This window comes from Actinomyces graevenitzii C83, from assembly GCF_000239695.1.
GTDB lineage: Bacteria > Actinomycetota > Actinomycetes > Actinomycetales > Actinomycetaceae > Actinomyces > Actinomyces graevenitzii.
Genome location: NZ_JH470338.1, coordinates 619,382 through 639,789, shown reverse-complemented (window position 1 = coordinate 639,789; position 20,408 = coordinate 619,382). Strand labels below are relative to the sequence as shown.

18 protein-coding genes are annotated in these 20,408 nt (G+C 55.8%); 9 read left to right on the top strand and 9 right to left on the bottom strand.

What is annotated here, in order from left to right:
* Nucleotide 1: 1 nt before the first annotated feature.
* The 8 genes from HMPREF0045_RS02810 to HMPREF0045_RS02775 form a co-directional block, all read right to left on the bottom strand.
* A complete protein-coding gene (locus tag HMPREF0045_RS02810) occupies nt 2-2,218 on the bottom strand; it encodes an RAMP superfamily CRISPR-associated protein (RefSeq protein WP_005985299.1) in 2,217 nt (738 codons plus the stop codon).
* Nucleotides 2,211-2,852 carry a hypothetical protein gene (locus tag HMPREF0045_RS02805; protein WP_005985296.1) on the bottom strand — a complete coding sequence of 214 codons (642 nt, stop codon included), beginning with the start codon at nt 2,850-2,852 and terminating at the stop codon, nt 2,211-2,213. Before HMPREF0045_RS02805 ends, HMPREF0045_RS02810 begins: the two co-directional genes overlap by 8 nt.
* Nucleotides 2,845-5,658, bottom strand: coding sequence for an RAMP superfamily CRISPR-associated protein (locus HMPREF0045_RS02800; RefSeq protein ID WP_005985294.1), 2,814 nt, complete (start codon nt 5,656-5,658; stop codon nt 2,845-2,847). The genes HMPREF0045_RS02805 and HMPREF0045_RS02800 overlap by 8 nt, the downstream gene beginning before the upstream one ends.
* Nucleotides 5,655-7,754 carry a hypothetical protein gene (locus HMPREF0045_RS02795; RefSeq protein WP_005985292.1) on the bottom strand — a complete coding sequence of 700 codons (2,100 nt, stop codon included), beginning with the start codon at nt 7,752-7,754 and terminating at the stop codon, nt 5,655-5,657. Before HMPREF0045_RS02795 ends, HMPREF0045_RS02800 begins: the two co-directional genes overlap by 4 nt.
* Nucleotides 7,751-9,637, bottom strand: a complete 1,887-nt coding sequence (locus HMPREF0045_RS02790) for a hypothetical protein (RefSeq protein WP_005985290.1) — start codon at nt 9,635-9,637, stop codon at nt 7,751-7,753. Before HMPREF0045_RS02790 ends, HMPREF0045_RS02795 begins: the two co-directional genes overlap by 4 nt.
* 15 nt (nt 9,638-9,652) lie before the next feature.
* Nucleotides 9,653-10,198 (bottom strand): hypothetical protein, encoded by a 546-nt coding sequence (locus tag HMPREF0045_RS02785; RefSeq protein WP_005985287.1) that lies wholly within the window; start codon nt 10,196-10,198, stop codon nt 9,653-9,655.
* Between the two features lie 19 nt (nt 10,199-10,217).
* The gene (gene cas6, locus HMPREF0045_RS02780; protein WP_040315930.1) at nt 10,218-10,850 is read right to left on the bottom strand and encodes a CRISPR system precrRNA processing endoribonuclease RAMP protein Cas6; all 633 of its coding nucleotides are present in this window, start codon (nt 10,848-10,850) and stop codon (nt 10,218-10,220) included.
* Between the two features lie 307 nt (nt 10,851-11,157).
* On the bottom strand, nt 11,158-11,589 hold the full coding sequence (locus tag HMPREF0045_RS02775; protein ID WP_196793389.1) for an integrase core domain-containing protein: 432 nt from the start codon (nt 11,587-11,589) through the stop codon (nt 11,158-11,160).
* Between the two features lie 200 nt (nt 11,590-11,789).
* On the opposite strand from HMPREF0045_RS02775, the gene HMPREF0045_RS02770 reads away from it, so the two are divergent.
* Both HMPREF0045_RS02770 and HMPREF0045_RS02765 read left to right on the top strand, forming a co-directional pair.
* Nucleotides 11,790-12,053: a type II toxin-antitoxin system RelB/DinJ family antitoxin gene (locus HMPREF0045_RS02770; RefSeq protein WP_004634447.1), complete on the top strand. Its 264-nt coding sequence runs from the start codon at nt 11,790-11,792 to the stop codon at nt 12,051-12,053.
* The gene (locus tag HMPREF0045_RS02765; RefSeq protein ID WP_005985279.1) at nt 12,043-12,267 is read left to right on the top strand and encodes a hypothetical protein; all 225 of its coding nucleotides are present in this window, start codon (nt 12,043-12,045) and stop codon (nt 12,265-12,267) included. The genes HMPREF0045_RS02770 and HMPREF0045_RS02765 overlap by 11 nt, the downstream gene beginning before the upstream one ends.
* A gap of 6 nt (nt 12,268-12,273) precedes the next feature.
* On the opposite strand, the gene HMPREF0045_RS02760 is transcribed toward HMPREF0045_RS02765, so the two are convergent.
* Nucleotides 12,274-13,230 carry an alpha/beta hydrolase fold domain-containing protein gene (locus HMPREF0045_RS02760; RefSeq protein WP_005985278.1) on the bottom strand — a complete coding sequence of 319 codons (957 nt, stop codon included), beginning with the start codon at nt 13,228-13,230 and terminating at the stop codon, nt 12,274-12,276.
* Between the two features lie 182 nt (nt 13,231-13,412).
* On the opposite strand from HMPREF0045_RS02760, the gene HMPREF0045_RS02755 reads away from it, so the two are divergent.
* The 7 genes from HMPREF0045_RS02755 (at nt 13,413) to HMPREF0045_RS02730 (ending at nt 20,306) form a co-directional block, all read left to right on the top strand.
* Nucleotides 13,413-14,066 carry a HEAT repeat domain-containing protein gene (locus HMPREF0045_RS02755; RefSeq protein ID WP_005985277.1) on the top strand — a complete coding sequence of 218 codons (654 nt, stop codon included), beginning with the start codon at nt 13,413-13,415 and terminating at the stop codon, nt 14,064-14,066.
* 158 nt (nt 14,067-14,224) lie between these two features.
* Nucleotides 14,225-15,142 (top strand): DUF6318 family protein, encoded by a 918-nt coding sequence (locus HMPREF0045_RS09515; RefSeq protein ID WP_005985276.1) that lies wholly within the window; start codon nt 14,225-14,227, stop codon nt 15,140-15,142.
* On the top strand, nt 15,129-15,980 hold the full coding sequence (locus HMPREF0045_RS10375) for a hypothetical protein (protein ID WP_005985275.1): 852 nt from the start codon (nt 15,129-15,131) through the stop codon (nt 15,978-15,980). The genes HMPREF0045_RS09515 and HMPREF0045_RS10375 overlap by 14 nt, the downstream gene beginning before the upstream one ends.
* A 31-nt stretch (nt 15,981-16,011) precedes the next feature.
* Entirely contained in the window at nt 16,012-16,728 is a 717-nt protein-coding gene (locus tag HMPREF0045_RS02745; RefSeq protein WP_005985273.1) for a DUF6318 family protein, read from the top strand.
* Nucleotides 16,729-16,762: 34 nt separating this feature from the next.
* Nucleotides 16,763-17,458: a DUF6318 family protein gene (locus HMPREF0045_RS02740; RefSeq protein ID WP_081466775.1), complete on the top strand. Its 696-nt coding sequence runs from the start codon at nt 16,763-16,765 to the stop codon at nt 17,456-17,458.
* Between the two features lie 116 nt (nt 17,459-17,574).
* On the top strand, nt 17,575-18,081 hold the full coding sequence (locus HMPREF0045_RS02735) for a DUF2004 domain-containing protein (protein WP_005985268.1): 507 nt from the start codon (nt 17,575-17,577) through the stop codon (nt 18,079-18,081).
* Nucleotides 18,082-18,464: 383 nt separating this feature from the next.
* Complete coding sequence (locus tag HMPREF0045_RS02730; RefSeq protein ID WP_050807421.1) at nt 18,465-20,306, top strand: alpha/beta hydrolase; 1,842 nt, start codon at nt 18,465-18,467, stop codon at nt 20,304-20,306.
* The last annotated feature ends 102 nt before the right edge of the window (nt 20,307-20,408 follow it).

Here is a 20,408-nt window from a genome sequence, read left to right as displayed (position 1 = left end):
GTTAGCGGCGTTTCTTCTTTCGTCGTTCGGGAACGAAAATAGGAGCGCCACTCTGGGGACCCCAAAGGACGCCGGGTTCGACTCCTGCACCGTTGATTGGGAGCCCTGTCTCCCAATCCGTCCGATTGTTCTCCTTATTCTCATCAAGCGTGAAGTGCCGAACGTCAAACATGTCGTCATATCCGAAGCATGAACGCTGAAAAGCATCAACCCAAGGTGTCTTCAGGTAGTGCTTGGGGACCTGAAATTGAGCGGGATCGGTGGTCGTGACAACTGTGCCTAAACACCCCGTCAACTCGGTGTAGGCTGAGAAAAGTGAGGGTGTACCTGTGTTGCTGCCAATGGTTTCGCCAGCCTGGAAACCGTTAGGGGATAGGTCGATCTGCACAACTCCGAGACCTAGTGGCTTTCCGGTGCCAAGGCGTAGGTAACCGAACTTATCTGATGGGGTGCTGCTCATGGGCTTATGTTGTTCGGCGCGTGGAACAAGATTTGCCGAATCAAGAATCCAGAGAAGCCAGGCAAGTTCAAACTCAGTCAGCGCTTCAAAACGCATAGTAGCATCGAATTTCGTTCCCGCTTTAACATACTTCTTCACCTCGGAGGTGACGTTGAAAGAATCGCTTGCGGTTTTGAGGGCTTTCTTAGGGAATCCGGTCTTCTTGTCAACGTTATCCCATGCATTCCTATCAACAGGGTATGTGCTCACTCCGAGGGATTGCGCAGGATCGTGTGAGAAGTACTGACTTCGTCGGACCTTCTGTTTGTCTGAATTGACGTTAGAGCCGTCGGCACGTGTTAAGAATCTACGAGCCGAGGAGGGGCGAGGGCCTAAGAGGGGGCGTAGCCTAAGCGGTGAGGTTGCTTTTCCTACTCCTCCCCCTCCCTCAGCATAAGTTACATCGGTTATAGAAATGCGTCCCTTCAAGGAAGAGGACGGCTCGCTCTCTCCGTTACTTCCTGGAGTTGACCTGTCACTATATGCTACGTAGCCAAACAGTCGATCAGCAGGTGAAAGCTCGAAGAGTTGCTTGGCGGGAGCGATGTGCGAGCGTTGTGCGAGCTCTAAAGGAGACATCGCGTAGGCGTTGCGGCCGACGGAGATGGGAACGAGTGCATCTACTATCTTGTGCCCTTCTTGGCTTTCGGACAGCACTGCGTATGCCAAGAAGGAGTTGGTCTTATTGGAGAGTAGTATATTGCTCTGACGGATAAAGATATTAGGTGTATTTCCTGTTTCGGCATCCCAGTTTTGCGAATAGCTTTTGAGTATTTGGAAATACCTTTCGACCGGCGATGGGTGGTTTTGTGTTCCGGGGGGAATGGTTGCTCTCTCAGGCGAAATGCGTGTCTCCGTGAAAAAGACGCGTTCTGCCATCTTCTTGGCGAATGTGGTCGAGTTCTTCGAAAGGTCGTCTGGATCTGTGGTGAGATAGACGTATCCGATCTGCTTAGTGAGATTTTGCTGCAGGTCTTCTCCGGTAAGCGTGTTTTCGTCGAATATTGGAACTCGCTGGGATGGCTCAGAATTTGTGTAGAGGGCGTAGATAAACCAATATGCGTATGTTCCGTTATCGACAAGCTTCGCGTCGAACTGTACTTGACGGTACCGTTTTCCTTGTTGTGGACGGATCATGGCTAACAAGCGTTGGTTGTTCATTCCTGGGGCAAACTTTGTATTATCCCCTTGTCGCGTTCGAAGCGTTGCTGCCATCATGACGGGAATTGGTCGACTGTTGTAATTTCTCTTAACTGATGGCAGCCTGTCGTGGGTTCCAGTAAGTAAAACTGCTTTTCTCTTATTAGGTTGCACGAATGTGGGGACGAGTCTTTGGCATTCTGCGGGATCCATACGATATGTGAGGGGTTCTGAGTAGTCTCCGAATACCCGTAGGCGGGACGACGTAACCCTTTCATAGGCGTTAGACAGCATGCCCTTCACCATCGTCGCGGGTAAAATGGGAACCGTGCGTGTTGCTTTCCCCTTGTCCTTGATTGTCGTTGTTGGAACTGAGATCGCACCAGTATCTTCGTCTACACTTCCGTAAACGAGTGGTGTTTTTGCAGTAATAGAAAATCTTATGGATCCGCTCCAAGTGTGAGCTGGAAAGTGGTCTAGTGATGCTGGTTCTCGGTCGTTGAGTTCCGGGTAATTCTTGAGCGTGGTGTTGGTTCGTAGAACAGGAATTCTATTTGCCGCTGCGTGAATCTTAGGCATTGTATTTCCACTCTCCTGTGAATAGCTGGTCGACTACGACCGTGTTTCCGTACTTATCTTCTTCTTGGATGAACTCGACTGCCGTCATCGGCTTTGTGGCGACGTATTGCTCGTCCTGTTCTGTCCGACCAGAGGTGGGTTCCGAGGCAGAATCCGTATCGCCACTGCCAGAAGACTCGTGCTGCAGATAGCTCACCTTGCGGAACCACCCGCTGACAGGTTTTGACTCCGAGCCTTCGGACGTTGCCTCAGCCGTATCCTCGGTGAGCGTTAGCTCGACGGCACCCACGCCGTTCGCCCATCGGAACTCGTGAGCAAGCGTGGCGTCGTCCCCGTTGTTGTTGGTTACCCGCCAGATGCGTGCTTCGTAGACCTGCGAGATGTCAAAACCGTTGGGAGATGACACTTTCAGTGTTGGCCCCTGGCCCGGGCTTGCTGGGTTTAGTGCGTTGACAGATCGTGTACCATCCGTCGCCCAGGCAATTCCCGCTATCTTACCGTCTGTGAAAACACGGGCCAGTAGCGCAGGAAGCTCCGCAGCACCATGTATTTTGTGCTCAATAACTTTCAGACAGCAAGGGACAGTGGCAGTGGCAGCCTCGTGATCGTTGTTCTTGGTTTCTTTGTCACTCATCTGCTTTCACGTCCTTATGCGTCGAGGTCTCACATGCTTCGGCATTGGATTCTGGGAGACAATCAGCCCATCCCGTGTATGCTCGGTTTCCGCCGAGTTCGCCTCGCAGATACGCGAGGATTGTGTGTGCGGCGCTAGGAGTCGTGTTATCTCTGTCGCCCCGTCTGCCGGGCCATAGCTGTTCTTCAGTCGGAGCCGTGATGATCGTGCCGTCGGCGTCAGACATGCTGATACCGGTGACCTCAACTTGGCCGAGGCCTCGGGTTGTTTTCCCTCCGAGCGGAAGGGTGCCCGCGCTGAGTTCCGCTAGGGCAATACATAGGAGACACCAGGACGCTCGGGCGAAGGGTACACAGTCATCGAGTGATAGGTCCGCGATACTCGACTCGGTCTTCACATTCTGAAGAAGACGTGCGGTGTCAACCTCGATGACGATGTCGTTCCACGTGGCGTGCGGATAGGTCACCTCGTTGAACAGCAGCCCCTCAACGACTCCGCCTGTCCACCGGTCGATTGCATTATGCGTGACCTTGATGGAAGGTCCGGTGTTCTTTGTCGTACAGTCTCGGACTCGAACTGCCCCACGATATTCGGTGGTACCGAACATGTAACGCACGAGCCGTGGTTCTTTGGCCAGTTGCTCGTGAATATCGATAGGTACCTGGTTACCATCGCTATCCGCCTGAGTGAAGCTCTCGCCCTGTGATGGGGGATTATCGGCATACAGTACGGTTCGAGCGATCCGCGAACACCTGGAGCGCAGCGCACCGCGAATTGAGGTGCCGGGAAGTAGCAGGGGAGCTGTGCTGTTCTCCCCGTTGTTGTCAGCAGTCTTAGCCCTGAGGGGATATTGAGTATTTCCGTCGTCTGCCTGGGGGTCATGCACGAATACGCCCGTTGGTGAATTCCACCCGATCCGCACTGTCGTCGGGTGGAAGTGAGAGGGAACAGAACTTCCCTGATCGTCACGGGGTCCTAGCTCCGCCCACTCTCGAATCAGGTTGATGACTCTTTGCTCAGCCGAGGTTGCTTCGTCACCATCTCCCGCAAAAGCGGTGAGGATACTCGTCAGAATGTTTCGTGCAAAGTTTGCTCGAGCCTCGCGTACCTCGCGTGCATCGTCGGAATTTGTGGGTTCTTTAAATGGCCTACTGACCGATTTGTGCCTTCCAGGTAGCCCTTCGAAAGACACGCGCGAGACCTCGATGAAGCCGAGACCACCGCCTGTCCTTCCTCCAAGAGGCAGGATTCCCTCGCAGAGGTCGGTGACGGCCATGGTCAGCAGCAGGATAGCTGCTCGCAGGTGGTTTTTAATGGCCGGTTGCTCGCATTCCTGGTCTGACGCGGACACGGTTGAAAGTGCGTAATCGCCGGGGTCCTGACAGATATTCCGACATAGCTGCGCATGGTCGATCTCGATCTCGATTGCATCCCATGTAGCATGCGGATATAGCAGTTCCGAATACAACGCTCCGTGGGCAGCGCTTCCGGTGACTCGATCGATTGCGTTGCGTGTGAGCTTGAGAGACTCTTCTTCTGATATCCGCCCTTCGCAGTCGTGGACGCGGACCGCTCCCCGGTACTTGGTTGTCCCGAACAAGTAGCGCACGAGGAGCGGATCGGTGGCGAGCTGCTTGTGTACATCACCCGGTATCCCGAGTTCGTCACAACCTTCGCTGTCACTGACAATGCTGCGAGCGATGTGAGAACAGTGGGACCGCAACGCCCCGCGGATCGACGTGCCCGGAAGCAGCAGCGAGGCCTTGTCCTCATGCGCGACTTTCGGATAAGTAGCATCCCCGTGATCGGCGCGATGCGTGTCATCCAGGTGCCAGTTGCGCAGTGGCGCTGCGGGTACCGTGTCCTCTTCCGAGGATTTGATGCCATCGGGTTTGTTCATTCCGACGAATAATCCCGCCGGAGCCTGCCACTCAATCTTGATGTTGGTTGATGCAGATTGACGGTCCAGGTTCTTGTCAGGCTCGATGTCTACAGGCGAGCGCTGGTCAAGTATGTTAGCAAGAACGCTAGTTGGATCCCCCTTTTCGCTCTTTGAACCGGGGACGACTACCAGCTTGCAGTCATACCTAGCATTCTCGTTGAGTGGTTCGATGCGACCCCAACCGGACCCTGTCCTGCCTCCGAGGCTGATGCACTTGCCGTGGAGGAGTGCCACGACCGCTTGCAGGGCTTTCTTGACGAGAGCAGGGGGTGCAGGCGGTGTCCCCTTTGTTGCCTCACTCTGTGTTGTGGACTGTGCATCCTCGTTTTTTGTGGGGTCTGGGGCCGGGTCCTGGGCTTCGGCACTGATTCGGATCTCGAAAGTCGTGTCCACGGGCAGGTACTCGTACGCGAAAAGTGCACCGTCTGCGGCGCCGCCAGTGGCGCGGTCAATGGCCGTGCTCATGCGGTGGGGGAGATCGCCTTGATTGCGGTCCCACACCACGGCGTGGTGGAAGGTGAGGGCGCTTGCCCGCAGTGGGAGGGATTTGTCGGTGCCGATGCCGCGGGCCGGTTTGCTAGTGCCGACATCCCGACGCATCTCACCGCCCCACAGGCTCTTGAGTTCCTCTTCGCTGAAGCCAAGCTCATCCATGTGTTCTTCGAATGCGGCACGAATGGCTCCCTTGATGGAGCGACCCGGTAGGATCGCCTCGCCCAGCCCATTGCGCACGAAAGCGTTCGGCTGCACAGTCCGGCCGTCCTCGTCGGTTATGGGGCGCACAGGTACCTCATCGACGCCGCCGGAGTGCAGCGCGGAGACGACGCGCACGGGGATTGTCATGTCGTAGCGGTAGATGGTCATGAGACAGCCTCCGTTGGTGCTGTAAAGCTCATACTCTTGGTCGTGAATAAGGGCAGCGTCGCTTTCGCCAGGATGGGGGAGTCTACGAGGAAGCGTCCGTATCCCTGGGGCGTGAGTTCACCGACGCCGATATGCCCGAGTACCTTGAGCGACCCCAGATCGTCCGGGGAGAGACGCACTTGGACTACTGAACCCGCTTGGATTGCCAGCCGCGTGGCGCGAGGTGCGTTATCCCTCGGCGACCACGAGTCCACACGCCGGTGTCGGATCGCAGTCAGAATCCGTTTACGATTCTTGTCGCCCGAGTCCTGATCGGGGCTCTCCTGAACGACCGTGACCGGAACGTTGGCCCGCCTGAAGGCAAGCTCCAGATCCTCAACGCTCCCGCCCGGTCCCAGAGCGCTCGACCGTGCGAGCACGTCGGACGTGAACCACAGAGACACAACCTCGGTGGGTTCGCAGGACGAGGCCTGTGTTCCCTCATCGGTGACAGGACCCTCTACCGGGGGCGGGGTGCTTCCCACCTCGGTGAAGGTACTACCCACAGTGCAGCGGGCGCGTCCGAATGTGCCTGTGAGCTTGCGGGATCCGAGGAAGGCTGGCTGCTCAGCAATGCCGAGGTCGAGCGTCAGAGGTGAATCAGTGGATGTAGCAGCGGTGCCGCGAAGCTCGCTCAGTAGTCGTTTCGACACGACAATCGAGGCACGCAGCGTCAACCCGGCAGGCAGAGCACGCACCAGGAACAGCTGTCCATCTTTCGCTGCGCCCGTCTCCGAATTGATCGCCGTCGACTGTCGACCAATCAGCGAGGGCTTCCCGATCCACCCCGTGACGGGAGCGCCGTTCGATTTAACGAATAGATAGCTGCCACGACTGGGAATCGTGTGGTCTCCACATACCTGATCGTCGATTGGGATATGCCTGTTGAAGAGCGTGCAGGGTTGTATATCTCCTTGTTTGTCCTCGGGAACCTTCTCATTCTCCAGAACAAAAGGCACAGGCAAACCAGGAGTTTTCTCGTAAACCGGAAGCGCATCGCTGACACGCAGGTCACCGCTGACGATAGCGGAATTCACGAGGGGATTGTCCGGGTAGTTCTTGCGCAGCAGCCCGTGCAGCCACGGGACCAACACGGTTCCGCGAAGGAAGTCCAACGACCGGACCTCGTTCGAGAAAGGGACCTCGTAGGAAACAACCGGAGATTCAAGAACGATGTCGAGGGACGTTTCGTACCAGGTCGTGTTACCGGACTCCGACTGCTGGAGGTCAGGCATTGCGATGTCTTGGGGGCTGTCTTTCGGAAGATCCTTTGGCAGGGCTGGGACCTCCCGCAAGCTCTCCCGAACGCGGTTCCGCAGGTGATCTGCGACGTTCTTCACGTCTTCCGATGAATATGTGGGGGTGTCGTCGTTATCTCGGTTCGCCAGGATCCGTGTCAGCGCGTCGGCGGCTTTCTCATCCTGCAGGTCAGTCTTCGTGTAGTCCTTGTCGCTGACCGCCACCGTGCACTCGCCGTCGCCTCCGCTGCAGCCCGAGCCGATGCCTCGGACCATGAGGCCCGCAACCCCCAGGAGGAAGTGCGCGGCCTCAATCGTCGCCTGAACGGAGAGAGGCCCCCCGGCCTCGTCGATGAGGGTGAACGTGCCCGTGAGGACGCCGGCCGCTGCGCGCTCCGTGAAACGCAGGAACTGGTCGCGCGCCGTCCCCGTGGTCGGGTCGATGGAGAGGGATACCGTGTCGTGGATTGGAATTTTCGAGGCCGGGGTCGCGTCCGTGAAGAGAACGTGACGCGGGTGGGGAGTTGAGCCCGGCTCGCTGTCGGGGTCCTGACCGAAGAGCCACAGGGCGAATTCCTTCCAGTGCTCGCCGGAAGAGCCCATCGCTCGATCGAAGGCTTCTGCCGCGACCATGGCCTGCTCGCGCAGGACTCCCGTGATGACCGTGCCGCGCACGACCGGGTCGTCACCGCAACGCTCGATTGTTGAGTGTGTGCGTCCCGCGTGGCCCACGCCCGTGGACACGCCCCAGTCGGAGGTGAACACGATGGTCACGTGGCCGCTCGCGGTAGGAGAAGTGGTATGTGAAACGGTGGTCACTTTGCATCTCCTTCGGTGGGATCGTCTGTTGTTGCCGCAGAGCCGTCGTCGTTGCCCTGGCCGATTCGACAAGCGAGGTACCCGTCGGGCAAGTTCCCGGACAGGTCGATGAGGTCCAGGAGCCACTTGATCTGCTCAAGAGAATCACCAGTTCCAGCGGAGTCCGACGGATGAGGCGGAAGATGCTCCAACTGTTTGGCGAGGCGTCCAGCGCCGGTGGCATTCTGTAGCGCGACGTTCCACTCGGTTGTGGCCTTCTCGGCATCGCCTTCTGCGAGGAGTTTGACGATGCGGTTCGCGCGGGCACGCGGGAACGGGTCGCCGGTGCTCTGCGTGGGGTCGTCCGGTTTCTTGCCGTCGAAGGCTGCGACCGCCTGAAGGATGCGCGCCCAGGAGGACAACGGCTGCGGCTTCGCAGTGGGTGCTTCTTCAGGCGAGGTCGTGGGTGCGTCCCCGATCCGATCCGGCGCGTAGCATCCGATCAGGAAGGGGCGCTGCGCACGGCCCTTGTACTCGTCCAGCGTGTCGTCCGGGTCGAGGACCGTCGCGTAGCGCAGAACGTGGAAGTTGATCGTCGAACAGGGGACCGTCCCCGGCTTCTTGCCAAGCTTCTTTCCTCGCGACACCAGCTCTTCCGCCAGGTCGTAGGCGATGTGGAACGGGAAGTTGCGGCCCACGATGGCCACGCCCGCTGAGGCCGTGAGCGGGCCGGGGTTTTGAATGATGTAGTCGTCGATTTCGAATTGGTCCCGCTCTGGTGCGTCGGTCTTTTTCCCTCCAGCAACAATGGCAAGAACTGACAAAAGATCGTCGTCCTTCGTTAGCTTCTCATAATGGTGGATGTAGGCTTCCGCGAAGGGGATCGCGTAGCGCCCATCCGTGTAGACCGTGACGTCATCGCCGCCCACGAGAACGGGCACGATGGGAACGACTGTATCTGGAGTCAGTTCCTGAACGTAGTACCACGAAAGTGCGATGGCGTCCTTCACGACATCGTCGAGTCTGCGGTTCACCTCCATGATGAACGACTGCAAACCTTTGCTTTCCTCATCAGATATCGTACTGACTCCAACCTTCTGGACCGCACGATGGGCGCAACCTAGATCACGCATGATCGCGCCAACGCCGTTACCGTCAATATGGACGACTCCGACCGACGACAACATGTCCTTGGCGTCCTCGAACTCCTCGCCGTCTTGGAACGCAGCCGCAAGCTTGGTTGGATCGAGCGGGAGTTCTTGTTTGAGTTCCTTTCCTTGCTTCGCAAGCCGCTCCTGCACATCGTCGACTTGCCGCTTACGCGATGTCGATGCGAACACTCGCTTCACGCGCGACGGGAGGGATAAGGGGGAGGACTCGTCGAAGTTATCCGGCTGCAGGGACTCCTGAGAGAACTCCAGAGTGCCTAGCGATGCAGATGCGGGAAGAGCGGACTCTGAGCCGCGTTCCAGGAACGGGAACTGCGGGAAGCGTGCCGCTGCCGGGCGGCGGTTCAGCGAGTACTCCAAAAAGACACGATCAAGCTCTTGCAGGTCGTCCGCATCTACCGTGTTGGATGTCGCCTCAATGAAGACACCCGTGACGTCAAGGCCCGGGGCGTCAGTCAGCGCACGGAGCGTGACCTCTCGGATCAGTTGCTTCGCCAAGTTCTTTGGGGCGCCTTCATCGTCAGTGAATCGGACGATCACTTTGCCGGATGAGTCGGAGACCCAGAAAGAGGTTGGAAGAGGCTTTTGCTTGAGGAGCTTTTCAGCTTCCTCCTTTACCCAGCGGGACAGCAGCGTGATCTCGAAGGACGCGCCGATCTGCTCGCGCAGGCGAGGCGAGGAGAAGATGAACGGCTGATTGCTGTTCGTCTGCAGCATGACGAGGTAACTTGTCATCGTGATTCCCCAATTTTATCCATTGAAGGCAGTGAGTTGAGCGATAATATCCGCTGTGAGCCTTCCGCGCGCCTGGCAAATTGAAGTGTTTGGGCGGTCTGCAATCTTTTTGAAGAGTTCAGGGTTCATCATCTTTTTCGCGAAAATAACAATCGGCTCGCCTGATGTTTTGAAAGAGTTGCAGTGCTCTTCGAGTATTCTCTCTGCCTGTTCTTGTTTGGGATTTATGTAGTTTTCGTTTGGATTTGATGGTTTTCCTTCGTATTCAAATACGATGACAATGATGTCAAATGTACTATGAAATGAAGGATTGTGTGTGTCTGCGAAAGTTTCGCATGTGATATTCTTTTCTTTAAATAATTCTGTTGAGGATATTGATTTGCTAATATTATTTTGTTCTGTATGGTCGGCTATGAGTGCAATCTTTGGGTTTCCAAGTGTTAATTTGCGGAGAAGCTGGCGACCATACTTCCATTTTGAAAGTAGCTTGCCGATGTGGTAGGTCACAAAAGGCGCGATGATCGGAGCCCAGAGCCAATCGCAGAAAAATTGCAGTGTCATTTCTATCCTTACTTAGGTGTTACGCGGCCACAGCGTCTATGACGCCCATGCCGAAGCTCGTGTGTGAGCCGACGTTCGTGTATGCGGACAGCGCCATGAGGCGCGAGAAGATCCGGGTCGCTTCGGCGCCCTCGACGCCGCTGATGCGCAGGTGGCCCTCGTGGGCTGGGATGCACCGGGAGCTCAGGCGGCCCTGGCCGGCGCGGCGCGGCATCGCTAGCGACACCACGGAGGAGCGCGTGAAATCCTGCGTCGCTAACACGCTCGCCATGGCATGCCGATCAATCCGTGGGGGAGCGAGCCTTCGATTCCAGGCCCACCAGCGCTGCTGCAAGCTCGTTGCAATCGTCGCCGGAGACAGGCGCGGCACGTGATTCCCCTTTGACGAGAACGTCGTTGGCGTGACAAGGCGTATCTCCCACGCAGTGTCCTGGTCTCGCTCCGCCAGCTCTTCCCATGAGGCCTGGCTGATGATCTGGCCCTCGGATGCGATCAGAACGGCGTCGTCGTTGGTGCCAGCCCCGAGGCGCATCACCCCACCCCACGACAGCCACGCATCCAGCGTGTCAATCAGTCGATCGTCCAGGAATCGAACCTCGACGCCGAATGTCGACTCCGAATGGCTCAGCTCGCCGAGCGAATAGGGCTTCACCCCACCCGACCCATGAACCGGTCGGTGTGCGAGTGTTGGGAACTGTGCGGCCCTCTCCGGGCTAATGCCTGGCGGTAAGTCCAGAACCGCCGACAGGGCTGCGTGGAGCCTTCTTGGTGTCGCTGGCACTCCCCCCTCGGGCGCGTCAAAGCGAACGTAGACGGACGCTGGCATCGGTGCCTCCCATCACTCGCGTGTGACTGTCGTCTCTGACGCTACCACTTTTGATCTCCGGAAACATGGCCAGCTGTCAAGTTGTCTGTGTCTGGTTTTGTGGACCGGGTGTTTTGAGGGTTGTTGGTTGTTATTAGTGGTGTTGTGCCCATTGGCGTGTGTATTGGTTGGGTGAGAGCCAGCCTAGCGTGCTGTGGGGGTGTTCTTCATTGTAGTGCTGGGACCAGGCGCCGATCAGGGCGCGGGCATGGTCGAGGTCCTCGAACATGTTGTCCTCGAGGAGTTCGTCGCGCATGCGGTTGTGTAAGGACTCCACGAACCCGCCCAGCCACGGCTGGCCCGGTGGGATGAATGCTTGAAGCGTGTCATGCTCGCTGGCCCAGCACCCCACGGCTCCGGCGATGAATTCAGGCCCGTTATCGGCCCTTAGCACCTGGGGTGCTCCATGGGCCAGGACAGCCAGGTCAAGCATTTCGATCACGTCGGCGGCTCCCATGCGCCGCTCGACGCGGAAAGCCAGGTGTTGACGGGTGAACTCATCGATAACGTTACAGACCTTGAACACGCGCCCCTTCCAAAACTTCCTCATGGTCATCCATTCTGCCCGGCCACAAGCAGCCGGGACTACTCAGAACAACCCTCTCAAAACAAACGGTCCGAAAAACCCAGACCCCTCCACGTGCTTTGCGATTCGGAATCGAATAATCCGTCAATGTGGTCTAAAGTGGTCTAACGTGGTATCTTTCAAAGAAAGAGAAAGGTACCATGATGGGTGCAACAGCATCGCTCAATACGAAGATCGACCTCCAGGAGAAGCTCGACTTCCAGGCAAACGCGGAGGCGTTGGGGATGACGCCGTCAGCCGCGATCAAGGTGTTCGTGCGCATGTTCAACCAGTGCAAGGGCTTCCCCTTTGATGTGCGGCTCCAACCGAGGATCAACTTTGATAACTCCGACATCGCCGTGGCCGAGGTAAGCGACGGCCGCCTCGTCGTTCCTGCCGCCTGGAGGGACGAGGATGACGACTGAGAGCCCACCGCGTCCCTACGACGTTTGGCAGATGTCCTTCGAGTACGAGGATCAGCCCGGCGTGGCGAAGGTATGTCCGGTCGTGATCGGCGCCGTCGGCGTTGCAACCACTGCCGTGCCTACCCGGCGCTACCCCAAGGGGCCCTTAGCCCAGGGGCTTAAAATCCCCCACTTAAAACCTCCCGCTGAAAACCGCCTACTTAAAGTCTTTTAAATTCCCTTAAAGCCCCCTGATCTGGTTGATGAACTGGGCCGAATAATCCAATGCCAGCCTAGCCTCGGGGATAAGTGGGCCCCCGGCCACATAAACATGGAAGGCTCCAGGCTCAAAACGCAGCTTGACGTCAACCCCCGCGCCCAGTGCTCGGCGGGCAAACTCCACGGCGTCGGGCGTGAGAATATCGTCGCTACCTGCGAAAACACGCATGGGCGGCAAGCGGTCAAATGAGCCGTATAGGGGGCTGATGCGTGGATCCTTAGTTGCCAGCCTGCCAGCCCAAACCTGCCCCGCCCACTTCACGCCGGGCACCCCAAGCATCGGGTCGCGAGGCAAAATGGGGGCAATATCCGGGTTGGTCATGGTCACGTCAACCCACGGCGAGTACAAAATCAAGCCGTCAACCTGGCTTAAAGATAGGTCGCGGCGCTGCATTGCTAGGGACGCACACAGGCCGCCGCCAGCAGAGTCGCCAACCAAAATGACGCGCTTATAGAGCAGCTGCGCATAGTCGATAGCTGCGTTCACCAGCGCAAACGCATCCTGGGCGCAGCGGGCGGGGGCCAGCGGATAATCCACCACAAGCACCGGCAGGCTTGTGCGGTCAGATAGCCCAGCCACAATATTCCATTGGAAAGCAGACATGGCCTGGACATAGGCGCCGCCGTGCAGATAAATCAGCGCAGTATCAGCCGGCGCCAACTGGGGATCTAAATCAGGGCGCGTATCTGGGTCAGCCTGGCTGGGATGGTGAGTTAGTTGAAATTTTGCGGCCGGGTGCTTGGGGGTAACCCAGGTCAGTGGGCCGTGGGTGCGCAGGCAAAAACGCTTGCGCATCCAAAATGGGGCAGGGGCGGGCGCCAGGGGGTGCAGGGCGGCGAAGCGCGTGGCCGCCTGCGAGTTAAGAATTGGTGGCACTAGGCGTTGACTGAGTTTAGCTAGCCTCATTTCAGTGGACATGTCTAAATCCTTTCCGGGTCTATACCTGAGATTTACAGGTAAAATCGTCCGTCGCCTATGATTTTTCAATACTGTTTTTATAGGCGAGGGACGATTTTGTAGGTAACGGCGGCGAGCCAGGCATTGCCGGCGTCGAGAGCGAACCCAATGGCGCCGTCGGCACCAATGACGTAAGGAGGCCCATGGAGCAGGGGAGCGACAAAGCCCAGGACATTGCCGCGCACTACGAGCTTATCTGTGCAGATTGGCGGGCGGGCAAAGAAGTCTATTTGGCCGCCCGTTTCGACAAGCACGGGCAGGCGGGGCTCGACTTCCTGTTGGCGCAGCTGTCTGGGGGAGGGGAGGAGAAAATCCGGGTGCTTACCGCCGCCCTGGCAGCTGAGGTATTGACCAAACTAAGGCACCTAGACTTTTACGCGCCCTACTGTGACAGGCTTGTGGGGCCGCTTTGCGCCCTGCTTGCTACCGGGGACGTTCAGCTTCGCCGCAAGGTGGTTATCGCTTTGGGTTGGGTTGGTGGCGCAGGTGAGATTGACGTTTTGGCTCGGGTGCTTTTTAACGACGACGACGCACTGTGCCGGGCTTGGGGCGCGGCTAGTCTCATGCAAATGTCCTTCCACTGCGCTCAAGGGGAGGAGCTTAGGCTAAAAACCAAGGCGGTGTTTGCCAAGGCGATTAGCGAGGAAAAAGATCCCTATGCCTGTGGGGTCATGATCCAGGCGGCGCAGGAGCTGTTTTCTAAGCGGTGGGTGTCGGCAAGCGCAGTAGAGGGGCGCGAACTGGAAAAGATTGAAAAGGGTCGCAGGGCTGCCGTCAGGTTCTTGAGTAAGGGTTAGATGCATGTCAGAACTACATGCAATATCCACAGATTGTCAGATTCCCTTGTGTAATTAAAGTGATGTGCGCTACTCTGATTCAACTTTGTTTTGAACTGGCTGGCGCACTAAGTCGTGTTTCAGCCCTGTTCACCAGCTGAAATACGGGGGCGATCCCAATGAAGGGATTTAAAAATAAGCCAGCCGTCTTGCCGGCGGCTGAACCTAGCGCGGCCAAATTTGGTGAAGATGAGGCTGCGCCTGAGACTCGCTTTGAGGGCGGTGGTGAGGCTAATGGTGAGGCTCACCTTGAGGGCGGCGCTAAGGGTAGCGGTGAGACTGGCATTGCGGGCCACAAGAAAAAGCGGGCTAGAAGTGGGCTGCCACCCTGGCTGCGCATTAAACCGCAAGACCGCTGGCCGCTGGTGCGAGTAGCGCTGGTAGTGGTGCTGTGTATCAGCGCCGGCTGGTACTTTGTGGACTTTTATGGTGGTAAAGACGCCCAGGCTGGGCAGGCTTTGCCTGGCGGGGGCGCTGCGGCCAGTGCAAGTGTGAGCCGTGCAGGGGCGCGAGGTGAGGTTTCGCCGACGCCGACATCAATACCGGCGCCTTCTGCCTCAGTTAAATGGACGCCTACGCCGCAGGAGGCCAAGAAGCGCGCTGAGGCTTTGAGTATGCCGCTTCCGGCTAAACCGGAAGAAATCACGCAGAATACCGATGATGGTGCTGTGGCCACGGCCAAGTATGCCATTGAGTTATACAACTATGCGTTTGCTACAGGGAATGTAGATGAGTATAAAGCCCTATGTATTAGCGATAGGAAATCGTGCGTTAAGGTTCCGGCGGACACGCTTAAGATGCATCAAAATGGTGGTTGGGTAGATCCAATACAGGTAACTTTTGTTAGCGGTTGGGTTCGCAAAGATGTTACTAAAAATGTAGTTGTGCAGCTTTGGTTTTACCGTAATGCTAGTCAAGAACACTCTGGTCAAGGTGAGCTTCAGGATATTCCTGCTGGTAAGTTCGCTTCTTTAGTTACCTTGAAATTTGATGGTAATGAATGGAAAGTGCAGGAAATTTACGTTGAAGAAAAATAAGCTATCATACGTTATAAATGCCTTCCTAGTATTTAGTTTAGCATGCCTGCCTGTATCTGCCTTTGCTGAAGCTACCAATAATTACACGGGGGACTATGATGGAAATGATGACTCTATAACTGTTAAGGGTCAAGACGAAAGCACAAATGCGGGCCCTGTAGAGGCCACTGGAAGCTCGGAGCTGCCAGAACAAGCGCAAGAAGGTGCGGCTAAGCCTGTATTGCGGTGCTATGGAAGTGGCGCAGCAGAAGGGGTTGTTTTTGAGGGTAGCGATTTAGATCCCTCGCGATATGACTCTTGCGAAGTAATGCCTGGTCAACCTCAAGGTGAAGGTGCACCTGTGCAGGCTAAACCGTTTGTGGTTACACGTGAGCAAGTTGCGAAATTATTCGTAAAAGGCAGCGGCGTTGAACGTTATCCAGCTGGACGAACATTAGTGATTGATCACGATATTACGTTTTGGACTAGCGGGAATAAGCAGTCCATTACTTCTAACCTGTTAGGTCGTCAGGTAGAAATTGAAGCCAGTCCAGTTAAATACATCTGGGACTTTGGTGATGGGGTAATCCAAGAAACTGACTATCCTGGGTCTCCACCTCCAGTAGGTGGAATCGTTCATCAATTCAAGGATACTGGCAATAATTTCCGAGTCCAGTTAACTGTGGTGTGGGTTGCTCGTTGGCGTTTAGCTGGTGGAGCTTGGCAAACTGTACGTGGCACGATTACTACGCATGAATTTAGTACATATTTCGATTTATATTTACCAGATTCATATGGGGTGGTGCCCGACTATGAGCCTTCGCCCACGATTGAGCCGCCTGTAGATAAACCTAGGTAGCAGTTTAACTCTGAAAATAGGGGTGAGCTCAATGAAGAGATTAAAAATTGGTTGGCAACAGGCATGGGTAGTTGCTGCTTTAGTAAGTTGTATCACTGCTGGCTTATGCATCATGTTTTTCTGTGGTGGTAAAGGCGCTCAGGGTGGGCAGGCTTTGCCTCGTGGTGGTGGTGTGGTCAGTGTGAGTGCGACAAGTGTGGACCGTGCAGGGGTGAGAGGAGCGGCTCCAGTGATGCCGACAGCGATGCTGACGCCGGCGCCTTCTGCCTCGGTTAAGTGGACGCCTACGCCGCAGGAGGCCAAGAAGCGCGCGGATGCTTTGAGTATGCCGCTTCCGGCTAAACCGAAAGAGATTATGCAAAACACTGATGAAGGTGCTGTGGCCACGGCCAAGTATGCGATTGAGCTATATAACTACACCTATGCGACTGGGCATGTTAATGAATATAAGTCACTGTGTGTTAGTGAAAAAAGGTCTTGCGTTAAAACCGTAGCTAGTGTTCAACGATTGCATAATAAAGGCGGCTGGCTGTCACCAATAAATGTAGTCTTCACTGAAGGTTACGTCAGGAAAGACGCTAAAGATGTCGTTGTTCAACTGCGCTATTATCAGCCAGAAGCCATTGAATATAGTGGAACTGGTGAAAAAAAGTTAATTGCCTCAACGAAATGCGTAGCGCTTCTAACCCTCAAATATGATGGAGCTGAATGGAAAGTAGAGGTAATTTACATTGAAGACGATAAGTAAAAGCTGTTAGTTTAGTTCATCTAAGGCGATTTTGGTGAAAAACTTGAAAATTACTTGTCTGCCTGTGCGGATAGTGATTGTTTTAATGCTCTGTGTCAGTGTGGCTTTGTGCGGTGTGGTTTTCTATAGCCTCAAGGAGGTTCATGTTGGACAGGCTTTGCCTGGTGGTGGCGGTGTGGCCAATGCGAGTGCGAGCTGCTCTGGGGCTAGTAATACAGCTTCACCAAAACCAACATTGATGCCTTCTGCTTCGGTTAAATGGACGCCTACGGCCCAGGAGGCTAAGAAGCGCGCTGAGGCTTTGAAAATGCAAGCTCCGGTCAGGCCTGAAGAAATCACGCAAAACACTGACGAAGGTGCAGTGGCTACCGCTAAGTATGCAGTCGACTTATACAATTATGCATTTTCTACGGGAAAAGTCGAAGAATATAAGGTGCTGTGTAAAGGGGCTCATAAATCTTGTGTCACGACTCCGGCGGCTATACAGAAATTACATGCTGATGGTGGTTGGGTTGATGAAATGCATGTAACTTTTACGGATGGTTGGGTACGTAAAGACATCAAAGATAAAGTTGTGGTTGAGCTTTGGTATTACCAAACTGGTGGCATCGAATATCTCGGCAACGGGACAAAAGTTGATGTTAAACAAAGTAAATGGGCGGCATTAGTTACTTTGTTATATAACGGCAACAGTTGGCAGGTTGAAGAGATCTATGGCGCGCCACAATAGAGTTTGCGCTAATTACCGTAGGGAGCATCTGACTTAAAAACACTAGTTGTCTATGCTAGAGTGTAAAGTGCTTCGAGCGTGAGGCTAAAGAAGCCCTGCTTGGCATGGAGGATCTAATGTTTTTAAAGAGCAGCAAATATCCTGGTATTGAATATGAGGCAGGGGAAGAGATTTTTCTTTCCCCGCAAGAAGCTGGAACTTCCTTCTATTTGGATGTTGATGAAGAGCTAACCTCTAATGACGCGGCAATGTCTTTAGTGGCCTCAACCCTGGATGATGCAGATGGGTTGCTTGCAACTGCTAAAGAATTTTTGAAAAAGACACTGTCAAGCGATGATGCTAGCTACCATGGGGCTGTCGCATATTTCATGGAGTACCACCGAGGCGAGCTAGACCCGGATACGCTAGCGGAACTGTTCCCCTCATGTGACCCGGAGGCAATGTCATTTGAGCAAATGATAGATTTCTTGAAAATCGTGCGTTTTGGCAGTTTGCTTGATGAAGAAACAGGCCAGCAAGCTTTCGTCATCGATCTAAGCTTCAACCCTGAACTAACTGATGAACTATTGGTTATCTATTTTGATCTAGAAAAACAGGTAGTTTCTCTAGCCCACGAAAGCTAACGTCCCAGCCAAGGACGAGCGCCGTCGTCATAGTTTAAGGCTGACACGCAAGGACTACTTGGCTGCTATGGCAGCAAAGGCTGGGGAAGTTTATCCCCAGGGGCCAGGGTGGGGGGAGAGGCTAGCTGGTAGACGAGCTAGGGCGCAGAACCTGGCTGGTCGCCTGGCAGAAAAGTGAGCAAGGTTTGCTCTGCCTGGCTGCACGTCTTAAAAAAAGTGACCTCCGGTAGAGGGCCGGTAAAGGATCTGGTAGGGGAGCAGCAGGGGTTTGGGGTAGGTGGCCCGGTAGTGGTGTGGTCTTACAGATACGGACATTTCGTCCGTTGCCTATAAAACCCCATGTAATAATTATTAGGGAAGAGATGATTTTGTAGGTGTTTGCAATGGAGCTTGATATGCCTAATACCCCCGGCGAGCCGCGTCTAAAAGGTCAGGAGCCGCAGCTAAATGGCCAGGACCTGCACCTAAATGGTCAGGATCCACAGCTAAGCGAGGGTGGCTACATGGTTTTGTCCCGCACTATCGTTGACCGGGCCGCTAACCCTAAAGGCACTATCGTGGCTTTCCACGGGGTTAGTGACAACGGCGCCTCGCTAGCCGATATTGGGGCGCGTTGGGGTGAGCAGTGGCGGGTGGTGTTGGTAGACAGTTTGGGTCACGGCCTTTCGCCGCGTTTTAGCCCCCAACAGTTACAGGCCCCTTTCCAAAGCGCTCTGCAAGCCGCCGCCGAGGTGGTTCGAGTCGAGGCGAGCCAAAGTGTTGGCGGCCAGGTGGTGCTTTTTGGGCATTCTATGGGTGGGGCGATAGCGGCCGGCGTGGCCAGAGACCACCCCCAGCTGGTGCGGGCGGTGGTGCTAGAAGACCCCGCCCTGCTCACCCCCACCCAGGAGGCAACCTACAAAAACAATGCGGGGGAGTCTGTGGGCGGCCTTGAACACATCAGCCGCGACCAAAGCGGCGCCATCGCTAACCTACTGCTAGCCCAGCAGGCTTATCGCAACTGGCCGCTAAGCGAATACGGCCCCTGGGCGCAGGCCAAAACCCAGGTGGACCGCGCTTTCATCGCCACCGGGGTGGTGGGCCTGGCTGGGCGCGAAATAATCAAAGAGCTACAAGTACCCACCTTGGTGCTAACCGGTGACGGCCCCGACGTTTTGCTCGGCCAAGCGGGCCTAGAAAAGCTAGCCACATACGCTAACCCCCACCTGCATACCGCCTTGATCAGCGGCGCCACCCACTGCGTGCGGCGCGACAAAAGCGAAAAATTCCAGCAGACAGTTAACTCTTTCCTCGCCAAGCTGCCTGAAGTATCCGCGAGCGCCTATATAGCCCCCGAAATAGCGGCCCTAGTGGAAGGTATCCCACCCCAAACCACCTGGCAGGTGCAAGCGCTACGTGAACGCGGCGACAAACTACTAGGCGCCCAGGCCCAACTAGAGCCAAGCCACCTAGTTGAGGTAACCCAACTGCCGGTAAAAGCAGGGGCTCAAAGCAGCGCGGCAATAGAGCTGCGCATATTGTCGCCTAAAGGACGCACCCCGCGCTGCGTGGTGGTGTCACTACACGGGGGCGGCTACGTTTGCGGCCGGGCCAGGTTCGACGACGCCCGTAACTTAGAGCTAGCTGACCTGCTTGACGCCGTGGTGCTAAGCCCCAACTACACCCTGGCGCCAGAAGCTAAATACCCCCACGCCGCCACCCAATGCGAAGCAGTTCTAGAACGCGCCGCCACCTATGGTGTGCCCGTGTTTATTTACGGCGACTCAGCCGGGGCTGGCCTTGGCTACCAAACACTAGCCCGCCTCATCCAGGCCCAAAAACCGCTTGGGGTAAGTGGCTTTATCGCTTTAGAGCCCTGCCTAGACCCACGCCTAAAAACCGCCTCCTACAACCAATACTCGCGCGGGCCAGTATGGACTAAAACCGCCGCCACCCACGCCTGGCACCACTACGCCCCAGACAAACCCAGTTTCACCCCTTACCCCTGCGCGCGGGCACTAGCTAAAAAAATGCCGCCAGTGATCGTGTTCATCAACCCCGCCGACCCCCTACGCGACGAAGGCCAAGCCTGGGCTTTTGAACTAGTCGACGGCGGCGCCCAGGTAGAACTACACATGCCCCCCGGCACAGTACACGGCCTGCTTAGCGCCCCAAACACTAAAACCTGGCTCCAAGTACAGGCGCTAATCAAAAACTTCGTCACCCAACTAACCCAAAACAGCTAAACCACAACCGAGGGGAGCATCCAGATCAAAGGGTAAGTGCTTAGACCAGGTAACCCACGGGGTTTAAACGCTGCGGATAGGTGCACTAGCCCCAAGCCAGAG

Bases quoted from the DNA above. Each gene is read 5' to 3' on its own strand.
- HMPREF0045_RS02770 (WP_004634447.1), top strand. From the start codon at position 11,790: ATGATGGGTGCAACAGCATCGCTCAATACGAAGATCGACCTCCAGGAG.
- HMPREF0045_RS02765 (WP_005985279.1), top strand. From the start codon at position 12,043: ATGACGACTGAGAGCCCACCGCGTCCCTACGACGTTTGGCAGATGTCC.
- HMPREF0045_RS02790 (WP_005985290.1), bottom strand. From the start codon at position 9,637: ATGACAAGTTACCTCGTCATGCTGCAGACGAACAGCAATCAGCCGTTC.
- HMPREF0045_RS02800 (WP_005985294.1), bottom strand. From the start codon at position 5,658: ATGACCATCTACCGCTACGACATGACAATCCCCGTGCGCGTCGTCTCC.
- HMPREF0045_RS02810 (WP_005985299.1), bottom strand. From the start codon at position 2,218: ATGCCTAAGATTCACGCAGCGGCAAATAGAATTCCTGTTCTACGAACC.
- HMPREF0045_RS02785 (WP_005985287.1), bottom strand. From the start codon at position 10,198: ATGACACTGCAATTTTTCTGCGATTGGCTCTGGGCTCCGATCATCGCG.
- HMPREF0045_RS09515 (WP_005985276.1), top strand. From the start codon at position 14,225: ATGAAGGGATTTAAAAATAAGCCAGCCGTCTTGCCGGCGGCTGAACCT.
- HMPREF0045_RS02755 (WP_005985277.1), top strand. From the start codon at position 13,413: ATGGAGCAGGGGAGCGACAAAGCCCAGGACATTGCCGCGCACTACGAG.
- HMPREF0045_RS02745 (WP_005985273.1), top strand. From the start codon at position 16,012: ATGAAGAGATTAAAAATTGGTTGGCAACAGGCATGGGTAGTTGCTGCT.
- HMPREF0045_RS02730 (WP_050807421.1), top strand. From the start codon at position 18,465: ATGGAGCTTGATATGCCTAATACCCCCGGCGAGCCGCGTCTAAAAGGT.
- HMPREF0045_RS02735 (WP_005985268.1), top strand. From the start codon at position 17,575: ATGTTTTTAAAGAGCAGCAAATATCCTGGTATTGAATATGAGGCAGGG.
- HMPREF0045_RS02805 (WP_005985296.1), bottom strand. From the start codon at position 2,852: ATGAGTGACAAAGAAACCAAGAACAACGATCACGAGGCTGCCACTGCC.
- HMPREF0045_RS02760 (WP_005985278.1), bottom strand. From the start codon at position 13,230: ATGTCCACTGAAATGAGGCTAGCTAAACTCAGTCAACGCCTAGTGCCA.